Raw genomic sequence first — 25,228 nt, forward strand, 5'->3', positions numbered from 1 at the left:
GATGGCAAGCGTGCTGATCGCACTCGGTGGCAATGTCGGCGATGTCCGCGCGACATTCGGCAAGGCGATCGCCCATATCTGCGGCATGGCGCAAGCCGCACTAATTGCGCGGTCCTCGGACTACACGACGCCGCCTTGGGGCGACGAGGACCAGGAGCCCTTCATCAATGCCTGCATCGAGATCGAGACCAGCCTCGATCCGCATGCGCTGCTGTTCGTGCTGCAGAAGGTCGAGCAAAAATTCGGCCGCACGCGGGACAAGGAGCGGCGCTGGGGACCGCGCACGCTCGATCTCGACATGATCGCCTATGACGATGTCAACTTGCAGAAACCCGATCTGACCCTGCCGCATCCGCGCCTGTTCGAGCGCGCCTTCGTGCTGGTGCCGCTGGCCGAAATCGCGCCCGACCGCGTGATATCAGGCATTCGTGTGCGTGACGGGCTCGCCAGCGTCTCGACGCAAGGCATTGAGCGGCTTCCGGATACCGGTTAACCAAAAACAACCGTTTGCAGGGACGGTCCGCCGTGGCAATTTCGCCTGCGAATAACAAGATTGTCGGGAGCCCCTCGCCGCATGACCTCCGTGACTGACGACCTGCCGCTGGCGGCGGAATTCCCCAAGGCCACGATCGAAGACTGGCGCAAGCTGGTCGACGGCGTGCTGAAAGGCGCGCCGTTCGAGAAGCTGGTCGGCAAGACCTATGATGGCCTGAAGATCGAACCGCTCTACCCGCGCGCCAAGGGCGTTGCGCCCGTGGCGGGCCGGCCGCTGGCTGCGCCCTGGCAGATCATGCAGCGGATCGATCATCCCGATGCGGCCGCCGCGAACGCACAGGCGCTGACCGATCTCGAGAATGGCGCGACGGGGCTCGCGCTGGTGTTCGCCGGCGGCAGCGGCGCCCACGGTTTCGGCCTGGAACCGTCGGCCGATGCGGTCGCAAAAGTCTTGAAGGACATTCATCTCGATGCCGGCATCGGCCTCGAGCTCCAGATCGGTCCGCAATCGCGGATGGCCGCGATCCATGTCGCGGAATATGTGAAGAGCGCTGGCCTCGATCCCGCCGCCTGCAACATCCGTTTCGGGCTCGACCCGCTCGCGGCTGGCGCCGTGTGGGGTCACAGCCCTTATACGTGGGAGGAAATTGTTCCCGCCGTCGCCGGCGCCATCAAGGGCCTGGCGGCGCTCGGCTTCAAGGGACCGTTCGCGTCGGCCGACGGGCGCGTGATCCACGATGCCGGTGGCTCCGAGGTGCAGGAGCTCGCCTTCGTGCTCGCCTGCGGCGTTGCCTATCTGCGCGCGATCGAAGGCGCCGGCATAGCGCTGGAGCAGGCGCAGGGCATGGTCTATGCGCGGCTGTCCGCCGATGCCGACCAGTTCCTGACCATGGCCAAATTCCGCGCGCTGCGGCTGCTCTGGGAGCGCATCGAGACGGCGTGCGGGCTCACGCCAAAACCGCTGTTCATCGCCGCCGATACGGCCTGGCGCATGCTGACGCAGCGCGACCCTTACGTGAACATGCTGCGCGCGACCATCGCGACCTTTGCAGCGGGGCTTGCCGGCGCCAATGCGATCACCGTGCTGCCGCATACGCTGGCGCTCGGGCTACCCGATCCGTTCGCGCGGCGCGTGGCGCGCAACACGCAGCTTTTGCTGCTGGAAGAGAGCAACCTCGCCAAGGTCAGCGATCCCGCCGCCGGCGCCGGCGGCATCGAGACGCTGACGGCGCAGCTCTGCGACGCCGCCTGGGCGCTGTTCCAGGAGAGCGAGAAAGCGGGCGGCGCCTTCGCAGCGCTTCAGCAGGGTCTGTTCCAGGGCAAGGTCGCGGCGACGCGAAAAGCGCGCGACGCCAACATCGCAAAGCGCCGCGACGTGCTGACCGGCGCCAGCGAGTTTCCAAACCTGCACGAGAGCGAGACGGTCGTGCTGAAGGCGACGCCGATCGCGCTTCCGCCTTACGGTGAGCAAAAATACAAATTCGAGGCGCTACCGCCGAACCGGTTGGCGGAACCGTTCGAAGCGTTGCGCGACAAATCCGATGCAACGCTGAAGGCGCGCGGAGCGCGGCCAAAGGTGTTCTTGGCCAATCTCGGCACGCCCGCCGATTTCACGGCGCGCGCGACCTTTGCGAAAAGCTTCTTCGAGGCTGGCGGAATCCAGGCCGTCGACAACGAGGGTTTTGCCGATCCGGCCAGGCTTGCTGCTGCCTTCAAGGCCTCTGGCGCCGAACTCGCCTGCCTTTGTTCCAGCGACAAGGTCTATGCGGAACACGCCGAAGCCGCGGCACGGGCCCTGCAAACGGCAGGCAGCCGCCATATCTATCTGGCAGGCCGCCCGACCGATACTGAGGCGGCGCTGCGCGCGGCCGGCGTCACCGGTTTCGTCTTCGCCGGCGGCGATGCGCTTGCGACGCTGCAAGACGCCTATCGACGGATGGAACAGGCATGACCGAAACCAGCAAACCCGTTCTCACCGGCGGCTGCCAATGCGGCGCCGTGCGCTTTGGAGTCATGACTGCGCCGACCAGGATCTCGATCTGCCACTGCCGGATGTGCCAGAAGGCGGCTGGCGCGCCATTCGCCTCCTTCGCCGACATCAACAAGACGGACTTTGCCTGGACCAAGGGGCAACCCTCATTCTTCCGCTCCTCTTCGATCGCCGAGCGCGGCTTTTGCGCCGCCTGCGGCACCCCGCTGAGCTTTGGCCGCATCGACGGCGACCGGATCGAGATCATGACCGGCGCTTTCGACCATCCCGACCGGGTGATACCGACGCGGCAGTTCGGCACCGAGTCCCGCCTCGGCTGGGTGGTCGGCATCGCCAACCTGCCGAGCCAGACCACGCAACAGAATTACGGACCGGAGAAGATGGCGACCATCGTCAGCCATCAGCATCCGGATCATGATTGAGCGTCTATGATATGGTTGAGACCATGAGCCGCATTCCCAATTTCGCAGACGTGGCCTTCGCGCGGACAACCCCCGCCGCACCGACCGGCAGCGCCGAGCCGTGGCTGACGCCCGAGGGCATTCTGGTGAAGCCCGCCTATGGCGAGGCCGATGTCGCCGGACTCGATTTCCTCGACACCTATCCGGGCATCGCGCCCTATCTGCGTGGTCCCTACCCGACCATGTATGTGAACCAGCCATGGACCGTCAGGCAATATGCCGGCTTCTCCACGGCCGAGGATTCCAACGCGTTCTACCGTCGCAACTTGGCTGCCGGACAGAAAGGCCTCTCGGTCGCCTTCGACCTCGCTACACATCGCGGCTATGACAGCGACCATCCGCGCGTCGGCGGCGACGTCGGCATGGCCGGCGTGGCCATCGATTCCATCTACGACATGCGCACGCTGTTCGCAGGGATTCCGCTCGACCAGATGAGCGTGTCCATGACCATGAACGGCGCGGTGCTGCCGATCCTCGCGCTCTATGTCGCGGCCGCCGAGGAACAGGGCGTGCCGCCGGAGAAACTCTCAGGCACCATTCAGAACGACATTCTGAAAGAGTTCATGGTGCGCAACACCTACATCTATCCGCCCGCGCCCTCGATGCGGATCATCTCGGACATCTTCGCCTACACCTCCACGAGGATGCCGAAATACAACTCTATTTCCATCTCCGGCTATCACATGCAGGAGGCTGGCGCGACGCAGGACCTCGAGCTCGCCTATACGCTCGCCGACGGCGTCGAATATCTGCGCGCTGGCCTTGCCGCCGGCCTCGACGTCGACCGCTTCGCGCCGCGCCTGTCGTTCTTCTGGGCGATTGGCATGAACTTCTTCATGGAAGTCGCCAAACTGCGCACCGCGCGCCTACTCTGGGCCAAGCTGCTGAAACCGTTCAACCCGAAAGACCCGCGCTCGCTGTCGCTGCGCACGCATTCGCAGACCTCGGGCTGGTCGCTAACGGCGCAGGACGTCTTCAACAACGTGATGCGCACCACGGTTGAGGCGATGGCGGCCACCCAAGGCCACACTCAGTCGCTGCACACCAATGCGCTGGACGAGGCCTTGGCGCTGCCGACCGATTTCTCGGCGCGTATCGCCCGCAACACCCAGCTGTTCCTCCAGCAAGAGAGCGGCACCACCCGCATCATCGATCCCTGGGGCGGTTCGTATTACGTCGAGCGCCTGACGCGCGACCTCGCGGCGAAGGCCTGGAGCCATATCCAGGAGGTCGAGGAGCTCGGCGGCATGGCCAAGGCCATCGAGGCCGGCGTGCCCAAGCTGCGCATCGAGGAAGCCTCGGCCAAGACGCAGGCCCGGATCGATGCCGGCAAGCAGGCAGTGATCGGCGTCAACAAATACAAGCCGACTGACGAAGCTCCCATCGACATCCTCAAGGTCGACAACACCAATGTCCGCCGCTTGCAGATCGACAAGCTGACGCGGCTGAAATCCGAGCGCAACCAGAAGGACGTCGATGCCGCCCTTGCCGCGCTGACGCGCTCGGCCGGCGAAGGCAACGGCAATCTGCTCGCACTCGCCATCGACGCGGCGCGGGCCAAGGCGACCGTCGGCGAGATTTCGGAGGCGATGGAAAAGGTGTTCGGCCGGCACCGCGCCGAGATCAAATCCATCACCGGCGTCTACAAGCGGGAGGCGTCCAGCATGGGTAACCAGGTCGAGAAGGTTCAGGCGCTGATCGACGCCTTCGAAGAGGCGGAGGGCCGCCGGCCGCGCATCCTGGTCGCCAAGATCGGCCAGGACGGCCACGATCGCGGCCAGAAGGTGATTGCGTCAGCCTTCGCCGACATCGGCTTCGACGTTGACATCGGGCCGCTGTTCGCCACGGCGGATGAAGCCGCGCGGCAAGCGGTCGAGAACGACGTGCATATCCTCGGCGTCTCCTCACTCGCCGCCGCCCATCTTACCGCCGTGCCCGAGCTGAAGGCGGCGCTGAAGAAGCAGGGCCGCGACGACATCATGATCATCGTAGGCGGCGTGGTGCCGCCGCAGGACTACGACGCGCTCTATGCCGCCGGCGCCGAAGCCATCTTCCCGCCCGGCACCGTGATTGCGGACGCAGCCGAGGAGCTGATCCGCAAGCTGAACGCCCGGCTCGGGCATAGCGAGGCGGCGGAGTAAGTCAGCCCTCGATAAACGCATCCGGATTGAACCGGAAGCACGGAGGTGCGACCAACCGCATACCGGTTGATGACGCTGCCGATGGCGCGCGACCAACGCTTGAGGACTCATAAATTGGCTAAGTTGCAGGATGGCGCGTACGCGCAGAGGAAAAGCTTGGTGCGATGCGCCGCTATCGCCACGACCGTTGTGGCGACGATGCTGCTGTGCTCGCCGACGCTCGCCGCCGGTCCCAAGCCCGATGCCGTCCTCAAGAACAAGGACATCGAGGCACGTGTCCTGCTCGACGACACGATCAGAGCCGATGCCGTCCTCACCGCCGATTGCCTCACTGAGGCGAGAAAGTGGCTCGACAAGAGCGCGGCGGAAGCGGCCGCCACACGCAAGACCGATCCCGTGCTCTTCAGGGATGGTGCGTGGGAGTTCGAGCGCAATTATGCCATTCGTTCGGTGGTGGGCGATCGCTATATCAGCATCGTCAGATCCGACTATACGGACACTCACGGCGCACATCCCAATTCCGACGTCGACACGATTCTGTGGGACAAAACCGAGACCAAGCGCATCTCGATCCGACCGTTCTTCATCGAAACGGCCGACAACGGCCCCACCATGAAAGCGATGTTGAAAGCCGTGATCGCCTCGCTCACGATCGAGAAGAAGAAGCGCGATGTGGCCGACACGAGCGACGAGTGGATCAAAAATCTCAAACCAAGTCTCTTGAAGATCGGCGCAGTGACGCTCGCGCCGTCAACTGAGATCGGAAAGAGCCCCGGTCTCACCTTCCACTATCCCCCCTACGCCGTCGGCCCCTATGCCGAAGGCGCATACGTCGCCTTTGTGCCGTGGGAAACGCTGAAGCCCTATCTCACGCCGGAAGGTCTGCGGATTATCGGCGGCGCACGGCCGAAAGGCGACGCGGATGAGCAGTGAGTGCTCGCTAACGCGATCGCGGACTGACGCGAGCCAATGTCCGCGCAAGTGAGTCCGTCCAATCGGGAATCCAGGAGCCAAACAGCGCTTGCCAGCGATCGGCGTCCGCAGGTTCCGTATCGAGGGCGACCGACCATTTCGATGAGCGTGCGGTCGCCTTCGATGGTCGGGCGCAGATGCATGGTGCCCTGGTAGCGCGTCGGCGCTGGCGCTTGACGCCCCGCTTGGCTGCCGTCATCTTGCGGATATGGCAGCGCTTCGAGACCGGCATAGGTCAGGGTGTGCTGCCGGTCCGAGTGATCGACCAAGCGCTGGCGGATCCAGTTTCCGAGATAGCAGAAGCGCCTGATGGCGCCGACTTCGTCGCCGCACTTGTCGTCTTCGATCACGCTCTCGCTCACCCCGTCGATGTAAGCGGGATAGTTGTTGAAATCGCGGATCAGCGACCAGACTTCGTCCATCGGGTGGTCCAACACGGCGCTGTAATAGGCTTGGGTCATCGGAAGCGTGCCTTTGGCTTTCGTTACGCGCTGAGGTTGGCGACTTGCGCGAGCAAAACCCACCCGATTTCCGACTGCCTTTTCCGATGGGCCTCCAGCTTTCACACAACACTGCGATCTCATTGGTAGCGCTACCTTGCAGCGGCGCAGCAAAGCCGACTAGAATGCCGCCGTTGACAAGAGCGCCCGACGTCACGGGCGCCGCTGGGAGGCATTCAATGTCCAAGATTTCGCGCCGCACCTTTGCGGCTTCATCCGCCGCCGTTGCGGCATCCGCCGCTTTCGGGTTCAAGCCCGCCCGCGCGCAAACCTATCCGGCGCGTCCGGTCACCGTGATCGTGCCCTGGGGCGCAGGCGGTGGCACCGACGCGACCGCGCGCATCGTCGCGGCGCTGCTGGAGAAGGATCTCGGCCAGCCCTTCAACGTGGTCAACCGCACCGGCGGCTCCGGCGTCGTCGGCCATAGCGCAATCGCGACTGCGCAGCCCGATGGCTACACCATCGGCATGCTCACGGTCGAAATCTCGATGATGCACTGGCAGGGCCTCACCGACCTGACGCCGAAGAGCTACACGCCGCTGGCGCTGATGAACGAGGATCCCCCCGGCATTCAGGTCTCCTCCTCCTCGCCGTACAAGACGGTCAAGGAGCTCGCCGAGGCGATCAAGGCGGCGCCCCCAGGCAAGTTCAAGGCTTCGGGTACCGGCCAGGGCGGCATCTGGCATCTGGCGCTGGTCGGCTGGATGCAGGCGATGGGCCTGCCCGCCAACCAGGTCGCCTGGGTGCCCTCGAACGGCGCGGCGCCAGCCATGCAGGATCTCGCCGCCGGCGGCCTCGACCTCACCACCTGCTCGGTGCCGGAAGCGCGCGCCATTATCGAGGCCGGCAAGGCTAGGAGCCTCGCCATCATGGCACCGGCGCGCAATCCGATCTTTAAGGACGTGCCGACGCTGAAGGAGGCGATGGGCATCGATTACGCGACCGGCGCCTGGCGCGGCATCGGCGCACCCAAGAACCTGCCGCCGGAGATCGCAACAAAACTCACCGCGGCCCTGAAGAAGGTCTACGACTCCGCCGAGTTCAAGGACTTCATGAGCAATCGCGGCTTTGGCACCGTGTGGGGCGATGGTGCCCATTTCGCCGGCTTCATGGACAAGGGCGACGCCCAGATGGGCGAGGCAATGAAGGCGGCCGGCCTGAGCAAGGCGTGACCTGGTGCTGCGACGCTCTGATCACCTCTCCCCGCCTGCGGGGAGAGGCCGGAATTCGCGCAAAGCGCGGATTCCGGGTGAGTGGGACTCTCCACGAATCCAACTCTCACCGTCCTCGCGGAGGACCCCCCTCACCCCAACCCTCTCCCCGCGCGCGGGGAGCGGGAGAACACTCTTTGTAGGACTCCCCCATGCGTCTTCCCGACTCCGTCACGGGATCGTTTCTCGTCGCACTCGGCGCGGCCGCCGCCTATGGCGGTTGGATCTTGCCGCCGGTGCCGGGGCAGCCGGTCGGCCCCAATGTGTTTCCGCTGGTGATTGGCACGGGGCTCGCGCTGTGCGGGCTCGCGATCGTATTCGGCATCGGCCATTCCTTCGAGGAGGAGGAAGAGCTCATCCCGTTCGAGGACGGCCAGGCAGCTACCCCGCCGCCGCAGGGCAAGCTCTACGGCCTGCGCGCGCTGCTGCCGCCAGCGCTGCTGCTGTTCTACGTCTTTGCCGCCGACCGGCTCGGCTTCATCATCACCGCGGCGATCATGGTCTACGTGACCTCGGCCGCGTTAGGGGCGAAGTGGAAGCTGGCGCTGCCGCTCGCGGCGCTCTCGCCGTTCGCGATTCACCTCATCTTCGGCAAGCTGCTCCGCGTGCCGTTGCCCGCCGGCCTGCTGCCGACGCCCTGGTAGTCCCATGCTGAAAACCCTGATTGATGCGTTCGCACTGATCTCCACCTGGGAGGTCATCATCGCGATGTTCGCGGCCTCCGTGTACGGGCTCGTGATCGGCTCGCTGCCGGGCTTGTCGGCGACGATGGCGACCGCCCTGCTCGTCCCCGTCACCTTCTACCTGTCGCCGATCGCGGCGATCGCGACCATCGTTGCGGCCTCCTCGATGGCGATCTTCTCCGGTGACATTCCCGGCGCGCTGCTGCGCATTCCCGGCACGCCGGCTTCCGCCGCCTATGCCGACGAAGCCTATGCCATGACCCGCAAGGGCCAGGCCGAGCTCGCGCTCGGGGCCGGCGTCTGGTTCTCCGCGGTCGGCGGCATCGCCGGCGTGCTGTCGCTGATGATCCTGGCGCCGCCGCTCGCCGAGATCGCGCTGTCGTTCTCGACCTTCGAATATTTCTGGCTGGCGTTGCTCGGCCTGATGTGCGCCACTTTGGTCGCGCGCTCCTCGCCGGTGAAGGCGATCGCGGGCATGTTCATCGGCCTCTTGGTCTCCTGCATCGGCATCGAGAACCCTGGCGGCATCCCGCGCTTCACCTTTGGGATCACCGATCTGTTCGGTGGCATCGAGCCGATTCCGGCGCTGGTCGGCGTGTTCGCGGTGGCGCAGGTGATGCGCGCGATGCTGACGCCCGAGCCGCCACCACTGCCGCGGCGAAAATTCGGGAGCATCATGGCCGGCCAGTGGAAGCTGACGAAGCTTTATCACTGGCAGATGACGCGCGGGAACATCGTCGGCATCATCATTGGCGTGCTGCCCGGCGCCGGTGCCGACATGGCCGCCTGGGTCTCCTACGCGATGTCGAAGCGGTTCTCCAAGGAGCCGGAAAAGTTCGGCACCGGTCACGTCGAAGGCCTGGTCGAGGCCGGCGCCAGCAACAATGCCAGCATCGCCTCCGGCTGGGTGCCTTCGCTGCTGTTCGGCATCCCCGGTGACACCATCGCCGCGATCGCGATCGGCGTGCTCTACATGAAGGGCCTCAATCCGGGCCCGACGCTGTTCACCGAGAAGGCGTCGAGCATGTATGCGATCTATCTGATGTTCATCATCGCGAACATTTTGATGATCCCGCTCGGCATCGCCATGATCCGCGTTGCCGCCTACATCCTGCTGGCGCCGCGCTCCACCGTGATGCCGATCATCATGCTGTGCTGCGCGGTCGGCTCGTTCGCGATCGGCAACAACATGTTCGGCGTCGTCACCGTCGCCGCCTTCGGCGTGATCGGCTATGTAATGGAGGCCAACGGCTACCCCGTCGCAGCCATGGTGCTCGGCATCGTCATGGGCACCATGGTCGAGCAGGCTTTCGTCACGTCGTTGATCAAGTCGGACGGAAGCATCCTGCCGTTCTTCGAGCGCCCGGTCGCGGCAATCCTCGCCGCGATGGCGATCGGCGCCCTGCTGTGGCCGGTGATGGTATGGATCTGGCGCAAGATGAAACCGCTCCAGACGGCCACGGCAACATCCCGGTGATTCCAGGCGAGCGGCCCTCGCCTGCCCATCGAGACGCCCCTAAGTCCGGCGCTGGGCCGCTTGGCGGCTTTGTGCTAGTATCCAGCCATGACCGAGGTCGCCGACATTCCGCTTCAGACAATTATTCTGAAGCTCAAGAAGATTGCTCCCGCCTTGATGCCGCCGACCGCGGAAGACCGGTTGCGAGACATTCTCGAAGCCATCGTTGAGATCGAGGCATTGCTTGCAGGCTACAACCTCGACCTGTTCACTGCAGACAAGACGGAGAATGGTCGATTTCGGCAACCACTTGCGCCACGCGTACCATGCAACAGACGTAGGGATTGTGTGGGACATCGTTCAAGATCACCTTCCGCCGTTGAAATCTTTCGTTGAACGGTGCATTCGGGCATCCAACTGATGATGCATCCACCCGCTCGCCTGCAACGATGACCAGCCCCAAGACGCTCGACATCAAATCTCTCGCCCGCGACCTCCGCGCCGGCAGCCGCGCGGCGCTGGCGCGGGCCATCACGCTGGTGGAGAGCCGGCGCGGTGACCATCAGGCGCTGGCGCGCCAGCTGGTGCAGACGCTGCTGCCCGACACCGGCCAGGCATTTCGCGTCGGCATCACCGGATCGCCAGGCGTCGGCAAATCAACCACGATCGACGTGCTCGGGACGTATCTGATTGAACAGGGCCACAAGGTCGCCGTGCTCGCGGTCGATCCGTCCTCGGCGCGCAGCGGCGGCTCGATCCTCGGCGACAAGACGCGGATGGCGCGGCTGGCGGCCTCCACTGATGCTTTCATCCGCCCCTCGCCGTCTTCGGGCACCCTCGGCGGCGTCGCCGCCAAGACGCGCGAGGCGATGCTGCTCTGCGAAGCCGCCGGCTTCGACGTCGTGCTGGTCGAGACCGTCGGCATCGGCCAGTCCGAGACCGCGGTCTGCGACATGACCGATTTCTTCCTCGCCCTGATGCTGCCGGGCGGCGGCGATGAGCTACAAGGCATCAAGAAGGGTCTGGTCGAGCTCGCCGACATGATCGCCATCAACAAGGCCGATGGCGACAACCTCAAGCGCGCCAAGATCACCGCGGCCGACTATCGCGGCGCGCTGCACATTCTCAGCCCCAGGTCCGAGCATTGGCACCCACCGGTCGAGACCTATTCGGCGCTCACCGGCACCGGCATCGCCGAGCTCTGGCAGAAGGTTCTGGATCACCGCAAGGCGATGAGCGCATCCGGCGAGTTTGCCGCGCGTCGGCGCGATCAGCAGGTGAAATGGATGTGGTCGATGCTGGAGCAGCGGATGCTGGCGCGGCTGCGCAGCGAGGCATCGGTGCGGACCAAGGTCCGGAAGATCGAGGCGGAGGTGGCCGACGGCCATCTCACGCCGGCGCTCGCCGCCGAGCAGATCTTGGAGTTGCTGCAATGAGCGAAAAGCTCCGCGTTCTCCTGACCGGCTTCGGGCCGTTTCCCGGCGCGCCCTATAACCCGACCCAGCCGCTGGTGGCGCGACTGGTGCAGCTGCGCCGCCCGGCACTCGACGATGTCACGATTGCAAGTCACATCTTCCCGGTCACCTATGCTGCGGTCGACCGGCAATTGCCTGACGTGCTCACGAAGGTCAAGCCGGATGCGCTTCTGATGTTCGGCCTCGCCGCACGCACGTCTTACTTGCGCATCGAGACCCGCGCCCGCAATGCCGTCACCATGCTCTGGCCGGATGCCGCCAACACCCGTTCGAGCAAGCGCGGCATCGCTGGCCATGCGGACGCGATGACGTTCGGTCCGCACACCGCACGGCTGCTGCGCGCCGCACGTCTCACCGGCATCGATGCGCGCTCTTCGCGCGATGCCGGCGCCTATCTCTGCAACTATCTGAGCTGGCGCGCGATCGAGAATGTGAGAGCGGGCGGGCCGAGCCTTGCGGCGTTCATCCACATTCCCCTGCTCGCGCGCAGCGGCGCCGTGCGCCGCAAGGGCGCGCCGCGGATCACATTGGACGAGTTGGTGGATGCTGGCGAAGCAATGCTGATGGAGATGGTGCGGTTGGCAAGGAAAGAGCGGAACACGCCGGGTTCGTAGGGTGGGCAAAGGCGCACTTGCGCCGTGCCCACCATGCATCCGCATCCATGGTGACAATGGTGGGCACGCTTGCGCTTTGCCCACCCTACGGCACCTCTTCTGCGTAAACGTTTAACCCTACCGGGAATAATCCTCACGCCACCCGCCGCGCTGCGCTACCTAGTCGGCGCGGACACCTCCCGCGTCCGCCGGAGGACGCATCATGGACCTCAATCGCCGTCATCTCATCGGAGCTTCGACCGCCGGCATCGCCGGCGCGCTTGCCATGCCGGCTGACGCTGCGCGCGCGGCGCCCCTGACGTCCCTGCTCGGCCGCGACGCCACGCAATACGGCGTGCGGCCCGGCAGCAGCGAGGACCAGACGCGAGCGCTTCAGCGCGCGATCGATGAGAGCGCGCGGGCGCAGATGCCGCTCGCCTTGCCGCCGGGCATCTACCGGACCGGTCTGTTGCGGCTCCCGAACGGCGCGCAACTGATCGGCGTGCGCGGTGCGACGAAACTCGTCTTCACCGGCGGCGCCTCGGCGATCCAGAGCGATGGTTCCGATGCGATTGGCCTCACCGGCATCACCTTCGACGGCGGCAACATTCCGCTGCCGACGCGGCGCGGCCTGATCCACGTCCTCGGCGGCCGCGACATCCGCATCACCGATTGCGCGATCACCGGATCCGGCAGCAGCGGCATCTGGCTCGAGCAGGTCTCGGGCGATATCTCCGGCAACATCTTCACAAATATCGCGGTGACGGCGGTGGTCTCGTTCGACGCCAGGGACCTCAGCGTTTGCCGCAACACCATCACCGGCACCAATGATAACGGCATCGAGATCCTGCGCACGGCGATCGGCGATGACGGCACGCTGGTCACCGATAACCGCATCGAGGACATCAAGGCCGGCCCCGGCGGCTCCGGCCAGTACGGCAACGCCATCAACGCCTTTCGCGCCGGCAATGTGATCGTGCGCGGCAACCGCATCAGGAACTGCGATTACTCCGCGGTGCGCGGCAACTCCGCCTCCAACATCCACATCACCGATAACAGTGTCAGCGACGTGCGCGAGGTCGCGCTCTATTCCGAGTTCGCGTTCGAAGCCGCGGTGATTGCCAACAACACCGTCGACGGCGCCGCCGTCGGCGTCTCCGTCTGCAATTTCAACGAGGGCGGCCGCATTGCCGTTGTCCAGGGCAATATTATCCGCAATCTGCTCCCGAAGCGTCCGATCGGCACCGCACCCGACGACGATGCCGGCGTCGGCATCTACATCGAAGCGGATTCTGCGGTGACCGGCAACGTGATCGAGAACGCGCCATCCTACGGCATCGTCGCCGGCTGGGGCAAATATCTGCGCGACGTCGCGATCACAGGCAACGTGATCCGCAAGGCGCTGGCCGGCGTCGGCGTCTCCGTGGTGCCGGGCGCCGGCTCTGCGCTCGTCAACAACAACATGATCTCCGAGACCCCGCGCGGCGCCGTGGTCGGCCTCGATCACGCGCGCGCGGTGACATCGGACCTGTCGGCCGACGGTGCGCAGCGGTTCGCGCAGGTGGTGGTCGGGGGGAATGCAGTGCGGCGGTAACTGTGCGGCCGGCAGACGGGCCGCACATCCTTCGAGGCTCGCCCTTGCGGTGCTCTGCACCGCAAGGCTCACGCCTCAGGATGACGGGGTTGGAGAAGTTCGGCTGCCCTCTTGAACATCCCTTAGAACGCGTTCCGCAGCAGCGGGTATTTTGCCTGCAGGCCGTCGAGGCTGAAGGTGAATTCGACGACGCGCTCGGGGGCGGCGACGATTTCGGCCGCGGGCGGGGAGAACTGCGGCAGAAGCATTGCCATCGTGGCCGGCGCCGTCGGCGGTGCCATCACGGCAGGTGCCGTGATCGGTGCCATCGCGGGCGGCGCGGAGAGCGGGGCGTCGGTGATATCGGCGAGAACGTCCGGCTCGGGATCGAGCCTGACCGGCACGGCGGTCTCGGGCGCGATGTGGACGGCCTTCGGCTGCACGGTCTGCGCCTGTTGCTCACGCGGAAACACGCGCGGCATCGTCGCCGGCGACCAGCCGAAGGCGGGCGTCACGCTCGCGGCTGCCGCAGCGACGTCCGCGCCCGTTGCAAGTGCGCGCCAGGTCTGGACCGCGCGCTTGGCCTCCTGGATGTTTTCGAGGAATGCGATCTCGGAGTGGTAGCGGCGCCAGCGTCCGGTCTCGAACATTTCGGAGAGATGTTGCAGCCGCTGCTCGGCGAGAACGCACCAGCGTGCCGCGATGTCGCGGCTAACAGCGCCGTCGCGAACGACTTCTTGGCGATGTGTCATGAACCAGCCCGTCAGGAGAAAACACGGACGCGGGGACGCAACGCACACGAATCAATTTAGACGCGACATGAATATTTTGTGGAAAAGTTTTGACTTGTCCAGCAACGACGCCGCACCCGTCATCAAACACCGTAGTCGTGCGGAGATTTCCTGTGTTTTCGAGTCAAGCTTCGCACAAGCATGACGGGCTTGCGGCGTGCCGAGTCGACGATCGGCACGAACGCGGGCGCGATCCTTCAACCGGAAGCTGAACGAGCGCCAAGCTTCGAAAGATCAGATGCCTAAAAAGAAAAGACCCGTCCGGGGGGACAACCGGACGGGTCGAGCCATATGGGCGCTTGGGGTGGATGGGCGCTCGCGCCTGATATGACTGATGGGGAGGGATGACCGCTCCCACATAATTTGGTCGTGGCAGCTGGCTGAACGTTCAACGCGGGGTTTGCTTTTTTGACCTTCGCGGTGCGCGCATCTTTGTCGCCGCGGCTATCGCGTCGCCGGCCTATCCGCCTGAGAAATCGCGGATTTCTCGTCTGTGCTCGACAGCGAGGGTTGCTCGATCGCGCGGCTGCCCGGCTCGTCGCGACGCTTGCCGGCGTCTTCACGTTTTGTTGTACGGGATGTCGCCGCAACCGGCGTCGCGCTGTCGGGGGGAACGGCCATGACCGCGGCAAATGCATCGGCCTCGCCGTCGCCGAACAGATCATCACGCCCGGGTGAACCGAGGTCGCGCGCAGTCTTCGCAAGCGTCATGCGCAGCGCTTCCGGCTTCAAGGCGTGGTTGCGCTCGAGCAGCAGCGCCGCGACGCCGGAAACATAGGCGGCCGAGAACGAAGTGCCCGACGTCATCTGATATTTGCCGTCGGGCGCCGGCAGGAAGATGTCGACGCCGGGGGCTGCGACCGCGATGTAGTTGCCACGGTTGGAGGCGGTGAACAGCCGGTCCTGCTGATCGGTGGCGCTGACCGCGATCACGTTGGGATTGGCGGCGGGATAGAGCGGCGGCGATTTCGCGCCGGCATTGCCGGCGGCCGCAATCAGCACCAGCCCGCGCGCAGCGGTCGCCGCAATGGCCCGCTCGATCACCGCGTCCTTCGGACCGGCGAAGCTCATGTTGACGATCTGCGCGCCGTGCTCGGCGGCATGGTTCAGCGAGCGCAGGATGATGTAGGACGAGCTCTCGGCGCCACCGGCGGTGCCGCCGAAAGCGCGGATCGCGATGATACGCGCCTCGGGCGCGCTACCCATCAGCCGCGCATGCGCCACGATGGCGCCGGCGATGCCGGTGCCGTGAACGTGCGGCCCCTCGGCGCTGCCGAGCGCATCGAAATTGTCGGCGATGGAATTGGCAAGTTCGGGATGGCTGGCATCGATGCCGGAGTCGATCACGGCAATCGTGACGTTGGCGCCGTGCGCCAGCGTATGGGCCTGCGGCAGGCGGAGCTTTGTCAGTGCATATTGCGCAGGATCGCCCTCGGTCGACCTCGACGATGTCTGGTCCTGGAGCACATAGCGGAAGTTCGGCTGAAGCGAGCGCACACTGCCGTCGGCCGCGAATTCGCGCCGCACCGTCTCGTACGGCCGGCCGTCGGTGATGCGGAACAGGCCGAAAGTGGCGCCGATCAGCGGAAAATTCTCGGAGGCGACGCGCGTCAGGCCGTGGCGACGCGCAAGCTCGTCGGCCTCGGCCGGCGACAGCGCGCCGTCGATCTCGGCGACGAATTCGTTGGCGAAGCTGCGCAGGTTCACCGCGGCCGGCGTGCTGTTGCCACGCCCCTTGCCGGCGCTCTTCTTGCCTGATTTTCCACCGCCCTCGCCGCCCGCGTTCGACTGCGCCAGGCATTCGCCGCCGGCATCGCGATAGGGTGCGGTGCAGGCCGGATAGAGGTTCGGCGAATAGCGCGCATAGGGCAGCACCGGCGTCGTCCGCATGCGCAACGGTGTGGTGCGGGGGATGGCCGCGATCGTCCGCGGGCCGCGGCCGACGCTGACCGCACGTGCGGCAACACCGGGGCTGACACGCGGGGCAATGCTCGAAGAGATGGTCGGCGTGCGCGAGGGAACGCTGATCGTGGGCGTACGCATGATCGCCTGCGCCTGCGCAACCTCGGCGCCGAGACAGGCTGTGAGCAGCAGCACGGCTCCAACCGACGAAACGTAGGCCCCGGCGCGTACCCAGCTCTCGGACTTGCGCGTCATCGGTTCAGTGGCACGTTCAGGGCGTCGCGACGGCCAGATTGACGAACTTCTCGCGCTGCATCTTGCCGAGCAGCGAGGCGAGCTCGTCCTGGCTCATCGCCTTGTTGAATTGGAGGCGGAACATGCCGCCCTTGGCTCCGTCGATGATCGACGCCTGATAGCTGTCGAGCAACGCGGTGATGTCTGCGATGCGCGCCTCGGGGGTGAAGCGCACCAGCGCGCGCGCCGGCGCGGCCGTGCTACCAAGTTCGCGTGTGATCGGCGCACTGGTCGAGAGCGAAGCCGTCTGGAAGGTCGCAGGCTGGTTCTTCATCAGCACGGCGCCGATAATTCCGGCTTGCAGTACGAGCGCGACGGCGCCGAGGCTCGCCGACCAGGCCAGCGTCCGCGGCGACAGGCTCGCGAAGAAGGTCGCGATGCGCGCCGACAGCGGCAGCGAACCGGTCGCCCGCGCCGGCTCGGCGTCGATCGCGGCGAACAGCTTCTGCATCGCGCGCGCCGACGGAGCCCCCAGGCTCTCGTTCAGATGAATGGTCTCTTCGTACTCGCCGCGGATCGCGGCATATTGCTTCGCAAGCTCCGGATCGCGCGCCAGCGCTTCCTCGACGCGGCGGGCATCGCGCGCGTTCAGCGTGCCGGCGGCGTGCCAGGGCAGCAGCAGTTCAATTTCACTGGGCTCTTGCTCCAGCATCTTCTTGCTCAAAGCCATCATGGCCAGCCTCGCTCAACGCCGGCTGCCTTCAGCAGTTCGGCCAGTTTCTTGCGCGCATAGAACAAGCGCGTCTTCACAGTGTTCTCCGGTATCCCGACGATTTCGGCCACTTCTTCCACGGATTTCTCGTGGTAGTAGACGAGATCGACGATTTCCCGGTGTTCCGGCGAAAGGCCCGTCAGACACTCCCGCAACGCCTCACTGGTATCCTTCTTCTGCACCACCGTTTCCGGATCGTCGGACGTATCCTCGATCGCGTTGGCGGCCTCTTCGTCCAACTCGAAATCCTTCCTGCGCCGAAGCGCAGACAGGGCCTTGAATCGGGTGATTGCCAGCAGCCAGGTGGAAACGGCGGATCGGCCCTCGAATTTGCCGGCTTGACGCCAGACGTCGAGAAACACCTCGCTGATGAGGTCTTCCGCCGCCTGCTCGTCCCGCACGAGCCTGAGCCCGAACCTGTAAACCCTGACATGGTGCCGCCCGTACAACACCTGCATGGCGAGCCGGTCGCCTTGAGCGATCCTGGCGATCAGGACCTCGTCCGAAGCCGCCTGTGTCACGCTCAAAGGCCGTCTCGCAAAGTTGGTCGGGTCGGTGCGGCGGAGGGTTCGACCAAAGCGGCGAAATTCTTCAAGCTACCGCACGCATACGGGGGCTTATGTGATCCACCCCACATACGCGCATTTTTCTTGTTCCACCGGCGGCGACCCGCCTCGATCCAGATCGGTAACATAATACTGAAATATTTCCCTGCGGAAGGACTGTCCGGCACAGGCAGCCCGGTCAACCTGGATCCATAGCAGCCCTGCACGGTGTATGTCTCACGAACCCCTGCTTTGGCTCGACCGCATCGCAAACCAATGCTTAACCGCCGGCAAATTTCGCTGCCGGCCGACATTCCCTGTTCCGCGCTGCACGGTTCGGATTCGATTTCGAAGGATACCAAACCTAAAGGCTTGCCACGTAGATTTTTGAGCTGACATCCACCATTGGCAGGACAATGAACACGGCCGCGCCGTCCTTTCCGCAGAGGAGTGCCGCTGAAGTCGCGGATCTCGTCCTCGCGCCCGAGGCGGCGGCTCCGGAAGTCCTGGCGCGCCGGGCCCGCCAGCGCCGCCAGATGTATATCGGCCAGGTCGCGAGCTACTCGCTCGGCGCCTCCGTCCTGCTGCTGTACGCCTATGACGGTGCGATCTCCATGGGTGTGCCGTCGCTGTTCTGGCTCGGCGGGCTCCTGATCATCGGTACGTTCACCGTGCTGTCGGAAGCCGGCTTCGGCGATCGGTTCGAAGATCATTACCTCACCGTCTTCCAGATCTCGGCGCATATGGCGCTGCAACTGGTATTCCTGCTCGCAGTGCCGACGGTCGGGGTCGCGTTCCTCGCCGTGCTGTTTCTGATCTTCGCGTTCGGTACGCTGCGGATGACATCGAGCCAGGCGATGCTCACCTGGGGTCTTGCCACCTGCGGGCTCGCCTTTGTCTTCCTGGGTTCGGATCTGCCGATTGGCCTGCCGGTTACGACCCGGTTGCAGCGGACCGCCTCCATGCTGTGCTTCGTGCTGGTGATCGGCCAGTGCGCTTTCCTCGGCCTGTTCGGCGCCACGCTGCGCAAGATCCTGTACCGGCGCAGCATCGAGCTGAAGGCCGCCTATCAGCGCATCGAGGAACTGGCCGAGCTCGACGAGCTCACCGGCTCCTACAATCGCCGCTGCATCATGCGGCTTCTCGACGCCGCGATCGAAAAGTCGCGGCAGGCGTCAACGCCTTGCGCAATCGCGCTGATCGATCTCGACTGGTTCAAGCGCGTCAACGACGCCCACGGCCATCCCATCGGCGACGAGGTGCTGCGCACCTTCGCGATCACCATTTTCGCCAACATCCGCCAAGCCGACTGCTTCGGCCGCTACGGCGGCGAGGAATTTCTGCTGCTGCTGCCCGGAATCGATGGCGAAGCGGCATCGCGCATGCTCGAGCGCTTGCGCCAAATCATCGCCGATCTCGACTGGAGCGCATTTTCCCCCGGCCTGCGCGTGACCATTTCCGCGGGCGTCGTGACGCTGCGCGACAACGATACTGCCGACACGTTTCTAGCACGCGCCGACCACGCGCTCTATTCCGCCAAGGCACAAGGGCGCAACCGCATTGCAACGGGCTGACCAATTCATTTTTCCGGCGCGTGAGAAGACGCCGCCGGGCCAAACGCTCCAGGACAGGGCAATGAGATCGAAATCGGCAACACCATCCGAGAACCTGCTCGAGGAATTGCAGGCCGCGCTCTCGCACGGCACCGTGGCTCGCCGGGTCGAGACGCTGCGCCGCGTCACCGATCTCTTCGTGGGCAACGCGGTGGATTATTCCGACGACCACGTCCGGGTGTTCGACGACGTGTTCCAGTGCCTGGTCGAGCAGATCGAGATTTCGGCCAAGGCACTGCTCGCCGAACGCCTCGCACCGATCGCCTCCGCGCCGCCGAAGATCATCCGCACGCTCGCGCTCGACGAGGTGATCGAGGTCTCCAGCCCGGTACTGTCGAAATCGGAACGGCTGGACGAGGCGACCCTGATCGAGATCGCGCGCACCAGGGGCCAGGCGCATCTCAAGGCGATCTCGCTGCGGCGAGTGCTGTCGGAGGCATTGACCGATTTGCTGGTGACGCGCGGCAACGAGGACGTGGTGCAGTCGACCGTCAGCAATCCGGGCGCGCGCCTCTCCGAGGGAAGTCTCACCGACCTCGTCACCCGCGCCGAACGCGACGACGACCTCGCCACCTGCATCGGCCTGCGGCCCGACCTGCCGCGTCATCATTATTTGAAGCTGGTCGCGAAGGCCTCCTTGAGCGTGCGCAGGAAGTTGGAGGCCGCACACCCCGAGCTCGCGGACGAAGTATCGAGCGTGGTCCAGGAAGCGGCCCAGCGGGTCCGTGCCGCCGCCACGACCCGGCAGACCGAGATGGCGCGTGCGCTGGTGAAGTCGCTGCACGCGGACGGTCGCCTCAACGAATTCCAGGTCAGCACCTTCGCCGAGCAAGGCAAGTTCGACGAGACCAATGCGGGGCTGGCTGCGCTCGCAGGCGTCGCGGTCGAGACCGCCGAGACCATGATGATCGACAGCCGGACCGAGGGTGTGATGATCCTCGCCAAGGTCGCGGGGATGTCGTGGTCGAGCGTGCGCGCGATCATCGCCATGCGCGAGAAGCTCTCCGGCGGCTCGCAGACCGACATGCTGGCGCTGCGAGACACCTACGAAGCCCTGCGCTCTTCGACCGCGCAGCAGGTGCTGCGCTTCCACCGCATGCAGCGGGGCACGACGCCGGCGGCGTGAAGCTGGCTCCTTAATACCGCAGGACTTTGGAGCCCACCGCCGCGCCGATCGCGGTCACGACCGCGGTCGCGATCGTGTACCAGGTCGCGACGAACAGCGGGGAATCGTCGGTGCAGTGCGAGGCGTAGAGCGTCGCGGCCAATCCCGCCGCGACCAGGCCGGCGAGCGCGCCGGCGAGCGCGGGGCGCGAGGGCGCGCCGTGGCGCAGGCCGAACAGCGCCCCCGCAAGCAGCGGCAGCGACATCGCGGGGATCGCAAGCAGGCACACCCTGGAGTTCTTGCCCATCAAGCGCATGGTCATCGGCATGGCCGGCGCCATCATCGCCTCACTGCCGATCGCCACGGCAAGCAGTCCGACGGGAAGCAGCAAGAGCCAGCCCCAGCCGCGCAGCAGGGCTTCGGGACGCGACAGATGCAGGCTGACGATGATCGCGGGGATCGCGAGCGACAGCGTCACCGCGAACTTCATGTCGAAAAACGGGTTGCGCATCGCGCTCATCACGTCCGGGCGCACGCCGAGGAACGTCGCGAAGATCAGGATCGACAGCGGCGCGGCCACCAGCAGCGCCATGGTCAGCACGGCGCCGACGCGCGGCGCGCGATGGACGTTGTCGGCCGCGAGCGAGCGAATCAGTTGATCGGTATCCATGCCTAGTGGTCCCGCAGTTTGGCAGTCAGCGCAGCAAGTCCGCGATGCAGCGCGACCCGCACCGCACCTTCGCTCATCGCAAACTTTGCCGCCGTATCCTTGATCGAGGCGGCCTCGACCGCGATCGACTGCAACACGTCGCGCTGGCGCTGCGGCAGAGTGCTCAGTTGCGCGGCGACCTCGCCCGCCGAAGCCGTCTCTTGCGGCGACTCGCCCGGCAGCGTCTCGACGAAATCATCGATGTTGACGAAGACGCGCCTGCCGCGCCGCCGCAGCGTATCGATCAGCTTGTTGCGGGCGATCGCGAACAGCCAGGGCGCGAAGGGAGCTTCGCTGTCCCAGGTGTGTCGCTTCAGATGCACCGCCAACAAGATCTCCTGCACGATATCCTCGGCCTGGTCGGGAGACTGGCCGGCCCGCGCCAGCCCACGCCTCGCAGCAGCACGCAGCACCGGCGTGACCGCCTTCAACAGGCGATGATACGCCGCATCGTCGCCAGCCATGGCCGACCGCATCAGGCCGGTCCATTCGTCCTCACGTCCGCGCACGCGCGCCCCTCACCATGCAATTCGGCCGCTCTTTCAATTTGTTACCCCTGCACCCGAGCTATCACGAATTCGTGATCGCCGCCGAGCCTCCGCATCCGGTGCGGCCGTAAGAGCCCGCGACGGCTCATAACACCGATCAGTCCGGCCCGCATCCGGCGGCCGGCCGCGAGGGGCGGTTTGCCCCGCTTTTGCCCGGTGTAGCCAGAAGATTCCCATTTTCTGCCCCGCTGTGGTCACGCCCCAGGGTCTCTGTTCGTTCCTGGGACGGGCGGAATTGGGGAGATCGTCAACATGATCAAAGCCATCGGGCGCGCGGCCCTGATCGTTCTGGCCGGACTTTTCTTGCTGTTTGGGGGCATTGCACAGGCGGCGCCGAGCTCAGCCGCAAGCAGCAACTCCGACAGCGCAGGCAAGCAAGCCGACGCGGCCAAGCCGAGCAAGCACCGGCGCCATGAGTCTCGCCGCACCAGCAGCAGCAAGACGGCGCAGAAACCCGACGACAAGGCCGACAAGAACGATGCTGCGGCAAATACCGCCGAGGCCAAGGCCGACAACGGCGTGCCGGCCTCGAGCCAGATGCCGCCGGAAGTCGCCAACGCCAATGCGCAGGTCGCCGCCGATACGCCGACCGCGGCTGCGGCCTCCGCGATGACGGGCCGCGCCAACGACAACGTCCAGGCGGCGGCCGATGATAGCGCCAATAACACCGCACCGAACGCCGACACCCAAGTGGTGGCCCCCGATCAGCTCAACGACATCGACCGCGCCCTGCAACAGGACAGCCCACCGGCGCAGAAGGCTGTGATCGCCGCAACCGAAGCACAGCCGCGCCCCTCACCGGTGATGGCAAGCACCCAGCAGAGCTCGGCCTGGGACCAGAGCTCCCTGATCGGCAAGATCTTCATCGGCGTCGGCACGCTGCTGACGCTGGCCTCGGCCGCGCGCATGTTCATGGCCTGACCGTCAGTTCCGCCAGGACGCGCGGCCCGCGCGTCCTGCGTCCGGCCCTCTTGAAGCCCACCGCGCCAGCGGGCACATTGCCCGCCCAATCAAAAGCGTGGGTGGAACATGAGCACGTTCGAACACATCATCGTCGAGAGCAAAGGCGCGGTCGGCATCATCAAGCTGAATCGGCCGAAGATGCTCAACGCGCTCTCCTTCGGCGTCTTCCGCGAGATTGCGGCCGCCGTCGACGATCTCGAGGCCGATGAGGCCATCGGCTGCATCGTCGTGACCGGCAGCGAGAAAGCCTTTGCCGCCGGCGCCGACATCAAGGAGATGCAGCCGAAAGGCTTCATCGACATGTTCTCCGAGGATTTTGCCGCGATCGGCGGCGACCGCGTCGCGCGCTGCCGCAAGCCGACCATCGCCGCGGTCGCGGGTTACGCCCTCGGTGGCGGCTGCGAGCTCGCCATGATGTGCGACGTCATCATCGCAGCCGACACCGCGAAGTTCGGCCAGCCCGAGATCACGCTCGGCACCATTCCGGGCATCGGCGGCACCCAGCGCCTGACCCGCGCGATCGGCAAGTCGAAGGCGATGGACCTCTGCCTCACCGGCCGCATGATGGATGCGGCAGAGGCCGAGCGCAGCGGCCTCGTCAGCCGCATCGTGCCCGCCGACAAGCTCATGGACGAGGTGATGGCGGCAGCCGAGAAGATCGCCGCGATGTCGCGCCCTGCCGCTGCGATGGCCAAGGAAGCGGTGAACCGCGCGTTCGAGACCACGCTCGCCGAAGGCATGAGCGTCGAGCGCAACCTATTCCACTCGACCTTCGCGCTAGAAGACCGCTCCGAGGGCATGGCGGCGTTCATCGAGAAGCGCAAGCCGGTGAACAAGAACCGGTAAAGCCAAACCCCGGCAAGGCTTGCAAGGCTGGTGTAAGACTCTCTCGCTCCCCTAAGGACCCCTGTGACGTAGCTGCAACAAGCACGCATTTCATGGGGGTTTTCCCCGCGGCAGTTTGCCTGCGGGACCTGCGCTGGTTAAACAGTTAAGAGGGCCGCCGTCGGCGGGGGCGGACAGCCAGGGTTTGCGGGATTACATGATTGGGCGTGCCGCCAGAGCTGGTCGCGTGATGACGCGGCATCGATCGGGCGTGGCTCCTGTGCTTACGACATGGACCACGCTGGCGCTCTGTTGCGCCCTGCCCTCGGCCGCATCGGCGGAAGCCCTGCCCGAGGCGCTGGCCAAGGCCTACCAGACCAACCCCCAGCTCAATGCCGAGCGCGCGCGGCAGCGCGCCACCGACGAGAACGTGCCGCAGGCGCTTGCCGGCTATCGGCCGCAGATCGTGGCCAGCCTCAGCGCCGGCCTGCAATCGGTGCGCAATTTGCTGCCCGACAACACCATCCAGACCGCCAATCTGAAACCCTGGATCATCGGCGTCACCGTGACGCAGACCCTGTTCAACGGCTTCCGCACCGCCAACAGCGTGCGGGCCGCCGAACTCCAGGTGCAGTCGGGCCGCGAGGCGCTGCGCAACGTCGGCCAGGGTGTGCTGCTCGATGCGGTCACCGCCTACACCAACGTGCTCGCCAACCAGTCGCTGGTCGAAGCGCAGCGCTCCAACGTCGCCTTCCTGCGCGAAACACTCGCCGTCACCCAGCGCCGGCTCAACGCCGGCGATGTCACGCCGACCGATACCGCCCAGGCCGAGGCGCGCCTCAACCGCGGTCTTGCCGATCTCAACGCCGCCGAAGTCGCGCTCGCCGTCAGCCAGGCAACCTATGCGCAGGTGATCGGCAATGCGCCGTCGCAGCTTCGGCCCGCCGAGGTCGTCGACCGCTATCTGCCGAAGAGTCGCGAGGACGCGATGACGATGGCGATCCGCCAGCATCCGGCGGTGATGGCCGCAAGCTTCGACGTCGACGTCGCCTCCACCAACATCCGCATCGCCGAAGGCACGCTGCTGCCGAGCGCCAGCATCCAGGGCAGCGCCAGCAAGAGCCGGAACAACGACCCGACGCTCGGCACCTTCGCCGAGGACCAGGCCTCGATCGTCGCCAACGTCACAGCCCCGATTTACGACGGCGGCCAGGCCGCGGCGCAGACCCGGCAGGCCAAGGAGATCACGGCGCAGAGCCGGCTCGTGCTCGACCAGGTGCGCAACCAGACGCGCACGGCCGCGGTCAGCGCCTGGGTTGCCAATGAAGGCGCCAAGATCACGGTTTCGGCCTCGGAGTCCGAGGTGAAGGCGGCGACCGTCGCGCTCCAGGGCGTGCAACGCGAGGCCGCCGGCGGACAACGCACGACGGTCGACGTGCTGAACTCGCAGGCCGACCTGATCCAGGCCAAGGCCCGCCTGATCGGCGCATTGCGCGATCGCGTCATCGCCTCCTACACGCTGCTCAGCGCCGTCGGCCATCTCGACGTCAAGACGCTCAATCTGAACACGCCGGACTATCTGCCCGAGGTGCACTACCAGCAGGTCCGCGACGCCTGGCACGGCCTGCGCACGCCGTCGGGGCAGTAGTTTCAAGTCTCTTGGCGGAGTAC

The 25,228-nt window shown here is 65.6% G+C and carries 24 protein-coding genes; 17 read left to right on the forward strand and 7 right to left on the reverse strand.

Annotated elements, in window-relative coordinates; translation table 11 throughout:
- Position 1 precedes the first annotated feature (1 nt).
- The 5 genes from folK to XH85_RS31585 all read left to right on the forward strand — a co-directional run bounded on the left by folK (position 2) and on the right by XH85_RS31585 (position 6,020).
- Complete coding sequence (gene folK / locus XH85_RS31565; RefSeq protein ID WP_128934966.1) at positions 2-493, forward strand: 2-amino-4-hydroxy-6-hydroxymethyldihydropteridine diphosphokinase; 492 nt, start codon at positions 2-4, stop codon at positions 491-493.
- Between the two features lie 81 nt (positions 494-574).
- Complete coding sequence (locus tag XH85_RS31570; RefSeq protein ID WP_128934967.1) at positions 575-2,446, forward strand: methylmalonyl-CoA mutase family protein; 1,872 nt, start codon at positions 575-577, stop codon at positions 2,444-2,446.
- Positions 2,443-2,907, forward strand: a complete 465-nt coding sequence (locus XH85_RS31575; RefSeq protein ID WP_091890856.1) for a GFA family protein — start codon at positions 2,443-2,445, stop codon at positions 2,905-2,907. The genes XH85_RS31570 and XH85_RS31575 overlap by 4 nt, the downstream gene beginning before the upstream one ends.
- Positions 2,908-2,930: 23 nt before the next feature.
- Positions 2,931-5,087, forward strand: a complete 2,157-nt coding sequence (gene scpA / locus XH85_RS31580; RefSeq protein WP_128937496.1) for a methylmalonyl-CoA mutase — start codon at positions 2,931-2,933, stop codon at positions 5,085-5,087.
- A 198-nt stretch (positions 5,088-5,285) separates the two neighbouring features.
- Positions 5,286-6,020, forward strand: coding sequence for a DUF3298 and DUF4163 domain-containing protein (locus XH85_RS31585; RefSeq protein ID WP_164939990.1), 735 nt, complete (start codon positions 5,286-5,288; stop codon positions 6,018-6,020).
- On the opposite strand, the gene XH85_RS31590 is transcribed toward XH85_RS31585, so the two are convergent.
- Positions 5,951-6,520: an SRPBCC family protein gene (locus tag XH85_RS31590; RefSeq protein WP_245473813.1), complete on the reverse strand. Its 570-nt coding sequence runs from the start codon at positions 6,518-6,520 to the stop codon at positions 5,951-5,953. The two genes, XH85_RS31585 and XH85_RS31590, sit on opposite strands and share 70 nt — an antisense overlap.
- Positions 6,521-6,738: 218 nt before the next feature.
- Here XH85_RS31590 and XH85_RS31595 point away from each other — a divergent pair, with 218 nt between their 5' ends.
- The 7 genes from XH85_RS31595 (at position 6,739) to XH85_RS31625 (ending at position 13,571) form a co-directional block, all read left to right on the forward strand.
- Positions 6,739-7,731 carry a tripartite tricarboxylate transporter substrate binding protein gene (locus XH85_RS31595; protein ID WP_091890852.1) on the forward strand — a complete coding sequence of 331 codons (993 nt, stop codon included), beginning with the start codon at positions 6,739-6,741 and terminating at the stop codon, positions 7,729-7,731.
- A gap of 191 nt (positions 7,732-7,922) precedes the next feature.
- Positions 7,923-8,414 (forward strand): tripartite tricarboxylate transporter TctB family protein, encoded by a 492-nt coding sequence (locus XH85_RS31600; protein ID WP_128934969.1) that lies wholly within the window; start codon positions 7,923-7,925, stop codon positions 8,412-8,414.
- 4 nt (positions 8,415-8,418) lie between these two features.
- Positions 8,419-9,930: a tripartite tricarboxylate transporter permease gene (locus tag XH85_RS31605; protein ID WP_128934970.1), complete on the forward strand. Its 1,512-nt coding sequence runs from the start codon at positions 8,419-8,421 to the stop codon at positions 9,928-9,930.
- A gap of 268 nt (positions 9,931-10,198) precedes the next feature.
- Entirely contained in the window at positions 10,199-10,330 is a 132-nt protein-coding gene (locus XH85_RS47710) for a HepT-like ribonuclease domain-containing protein (RefSeq protein ID WP_338025573.1), read from the forward strand.
- Positions 10,331-10,358: 28 nt separating this feature from the next.
- The gene (gene meaB, locus XH85_RS31615) at positions 10,359-11,345 is read left to right on the forward strand and encodes a methylmalonyl Co-A mutase-associated GTPase MeaB (protein ID WP_128934971.1); all 987 of its coding nucleotides are present in this window, start codon (positions 10,359-10,361) and stop codon (positions 11,343-11,345) included.
- Entirely contained in the window at positions 11,342-11,998 is a 657-nt protein-coding gene (locus XH85_RS31620) for a pyroglutamyl-peptidase I (protein WP_128934972.1), read from the forward strand. Before meaB ends, XH85_RS31620 begins: the two co-directional genes overlap by 4 nt.
- A gap of 202 nt (positions 11,999-12,200) precedes the next feature.
- The gene (locus tag XH85_RS31625; RefSeq protein ID WP_128934973.1) at positions 12,201-13,571 is read left to right on the forward strand and encodes a TIGR03808 family TAT-translocated repetitive protein; all 1,371 of its coding nucleotides are present in this window, start codon (positions 12,201-12,203) and stop codon (positions 13,569-13,571) included.
- A gap of 122 nt (positions 13,572-13,693) precedes the next feature.
- On the opposite strand, the gene XH85_RS31630 is transcribed toward XH85_RS31625, so the two are convergent.
- From XH85_RS31630 to XH85_RS31645, 4 genes are all read right to left on the reverse strand, one after another.
- Entirely contained in the window at positions 13,694-14,302 is a 609-nt protein-coding gene (locus tag XH85_RS31630; protein ID WP_128934974.1) for a TIGR03809 family protein, read from the reverse strand.
- Positions 14,303-14,785: 483 nt separating this feature from the next.
- A complete protein-coding gene (locus tag XH85_RS31635) occupies positions 14,786-16,498 on the reverse strand; it encodes a S8 family serine peptidase (RefSeq protein WP_128934975.1) in 1,713 nt (570 codons plus the stop codon).
- Between the two features lie 16 nt (positions 16,499-16,514).
- Complete coding sequence (locus tag XH85_RS31640; protein WP_128934976.1) at positions 16,515-17,210, reverse strand: hypothetical protein; 696 nt, start codon at positions 17,208-17,210, stop codon at positions 16,515-16,517.
- Positions 17,207-17,776, reverse strand: a complete 570-nt coding sequence (locus XH85_RS31645) for a sigma-70 family RNA polymerase sigma factor (RefSeq protein ID WP_164934538.1) — start codon at positions 17,774-17,776, stop codon at positions 17,207-17,209. Before XH85_RS31645 ends, XH85_RS31640 begins: the two co-directional genes overlap by 4 nt.
- Positions 17,777-18,210: 434 nt before the next feature.
- Between XH85_RS31645 and XH85_RS31650 the strand changes: the two genes are divergently transcribed.
- Both XH85_RS31650 and XH85_RS31655 read left to right on the forward strand, forming a co-directional pair.
- Entirely contained in the window at positions 18,211-19,368 is a 1,158-nt protein-coding gene (locus XH85_RS31650) for a GGDEF domain-containing protein (protein WP_128934977.1), read from the forward strand.
- A 61-nt stretch (positions 19,369-19,429) separates the two neighbouring features.
- Positions 19,430-20,533, forward strand: a complete 1,104-nt coding sequence (locus XH85_RS31655; RefSeq protein WP_128934978.1) for a DUF2336 domain-containing protein — start codon at positions 19,430-19,432, stop codon at positions 20,531-20,533.
- Between the two features lie 10 nt (positions 20,534-20,543).
- On the opposite strand, the gene XH85_RS31660 is transcribed toward XH85_RS31655, so the two are convergent.
- Positions 20,544-21,182 carry an NrsF family protein gene (locus XH85_RS31660; RefSeq protein WP_091890811.1) on the reverse strand — a complete coding sequence of 213 codons (639 nt, stop codon included), beginning with the start codon at positions 21,180-21,182 and terminating at the stop codon, positions 20,544-20,546.
- A 2-nt stretch (positions 21,183-21,184) separates the two neighbouring features.
- Positions 21,185-21,730, reverse strand: coding sequence for a sigma-70 family RNA polymerase sigma factor (locus XH85_RS31665; protein ID WP_128934979.1), 546 nt, complete (start codon positions 21,728-21,730; stop codon positions 21,185-21,187).
- A gap of 291 nt (positions 21,731-22,021) precedes the next feature.
- Between XH85_RS31665 and XH85_RS31670 the strand changes: the two genes are divergently transcribed.
- The 3 genes from XH85_RS31670 to XH85_RS31680 all read left to right on the forward strand — a co-directional run bounded on the left by XH85_RS31670 (position 22,022) and on the right by XH85_RS31680 (position 25,205).
- Positions 22,022-22,690, forward strand: a complete 669-nt coding sequence (locus XH85_RS31670) for a hypothetical protein (protein ID WP_128934980.1) — start codon at positions 22,022-22,024, stop codon at positions 22,688-22,690.
- 108 nt (positions 22,691-22,798) lie between these two features.
- Positions 22,799-23,578 carry an enoyl-CoA hydratase gene (locus XH85_RS31675; protein ID WP_128934981.1) on the forward strand — a complete coding sequence of 260 codons (780 nt, stop codon included), beginning with the start codon at positions 22,799-22,801 and terminating at the stop codon, positions 23,576-23,578.
- A 196-nt stretch (positions 23,579-23,774) separates the two neighbouring features.
- A complete protein-coding gene (locus XH85_RS31680) occupies positions 23,775-25,205 on the forward strand; it encodes a TolC family outer membrane protein (protein ID WP_128934982.1) in 1,431 nt (476 codons plus the stop codon).
- Positions 25,206-25,228 lie beyond the last annotated feature (23 nt).

This window comes from Bradyrhizobium zhanjiangense, from assembly GCF_004114935.1.
GTDB lineage: Bacteria > Pseudomonadota > Alphaproteobacteria > Rhizobiales > Xanthobacteraceae > Bradyrhizobium > Bradyrhizobium zhanjiangense.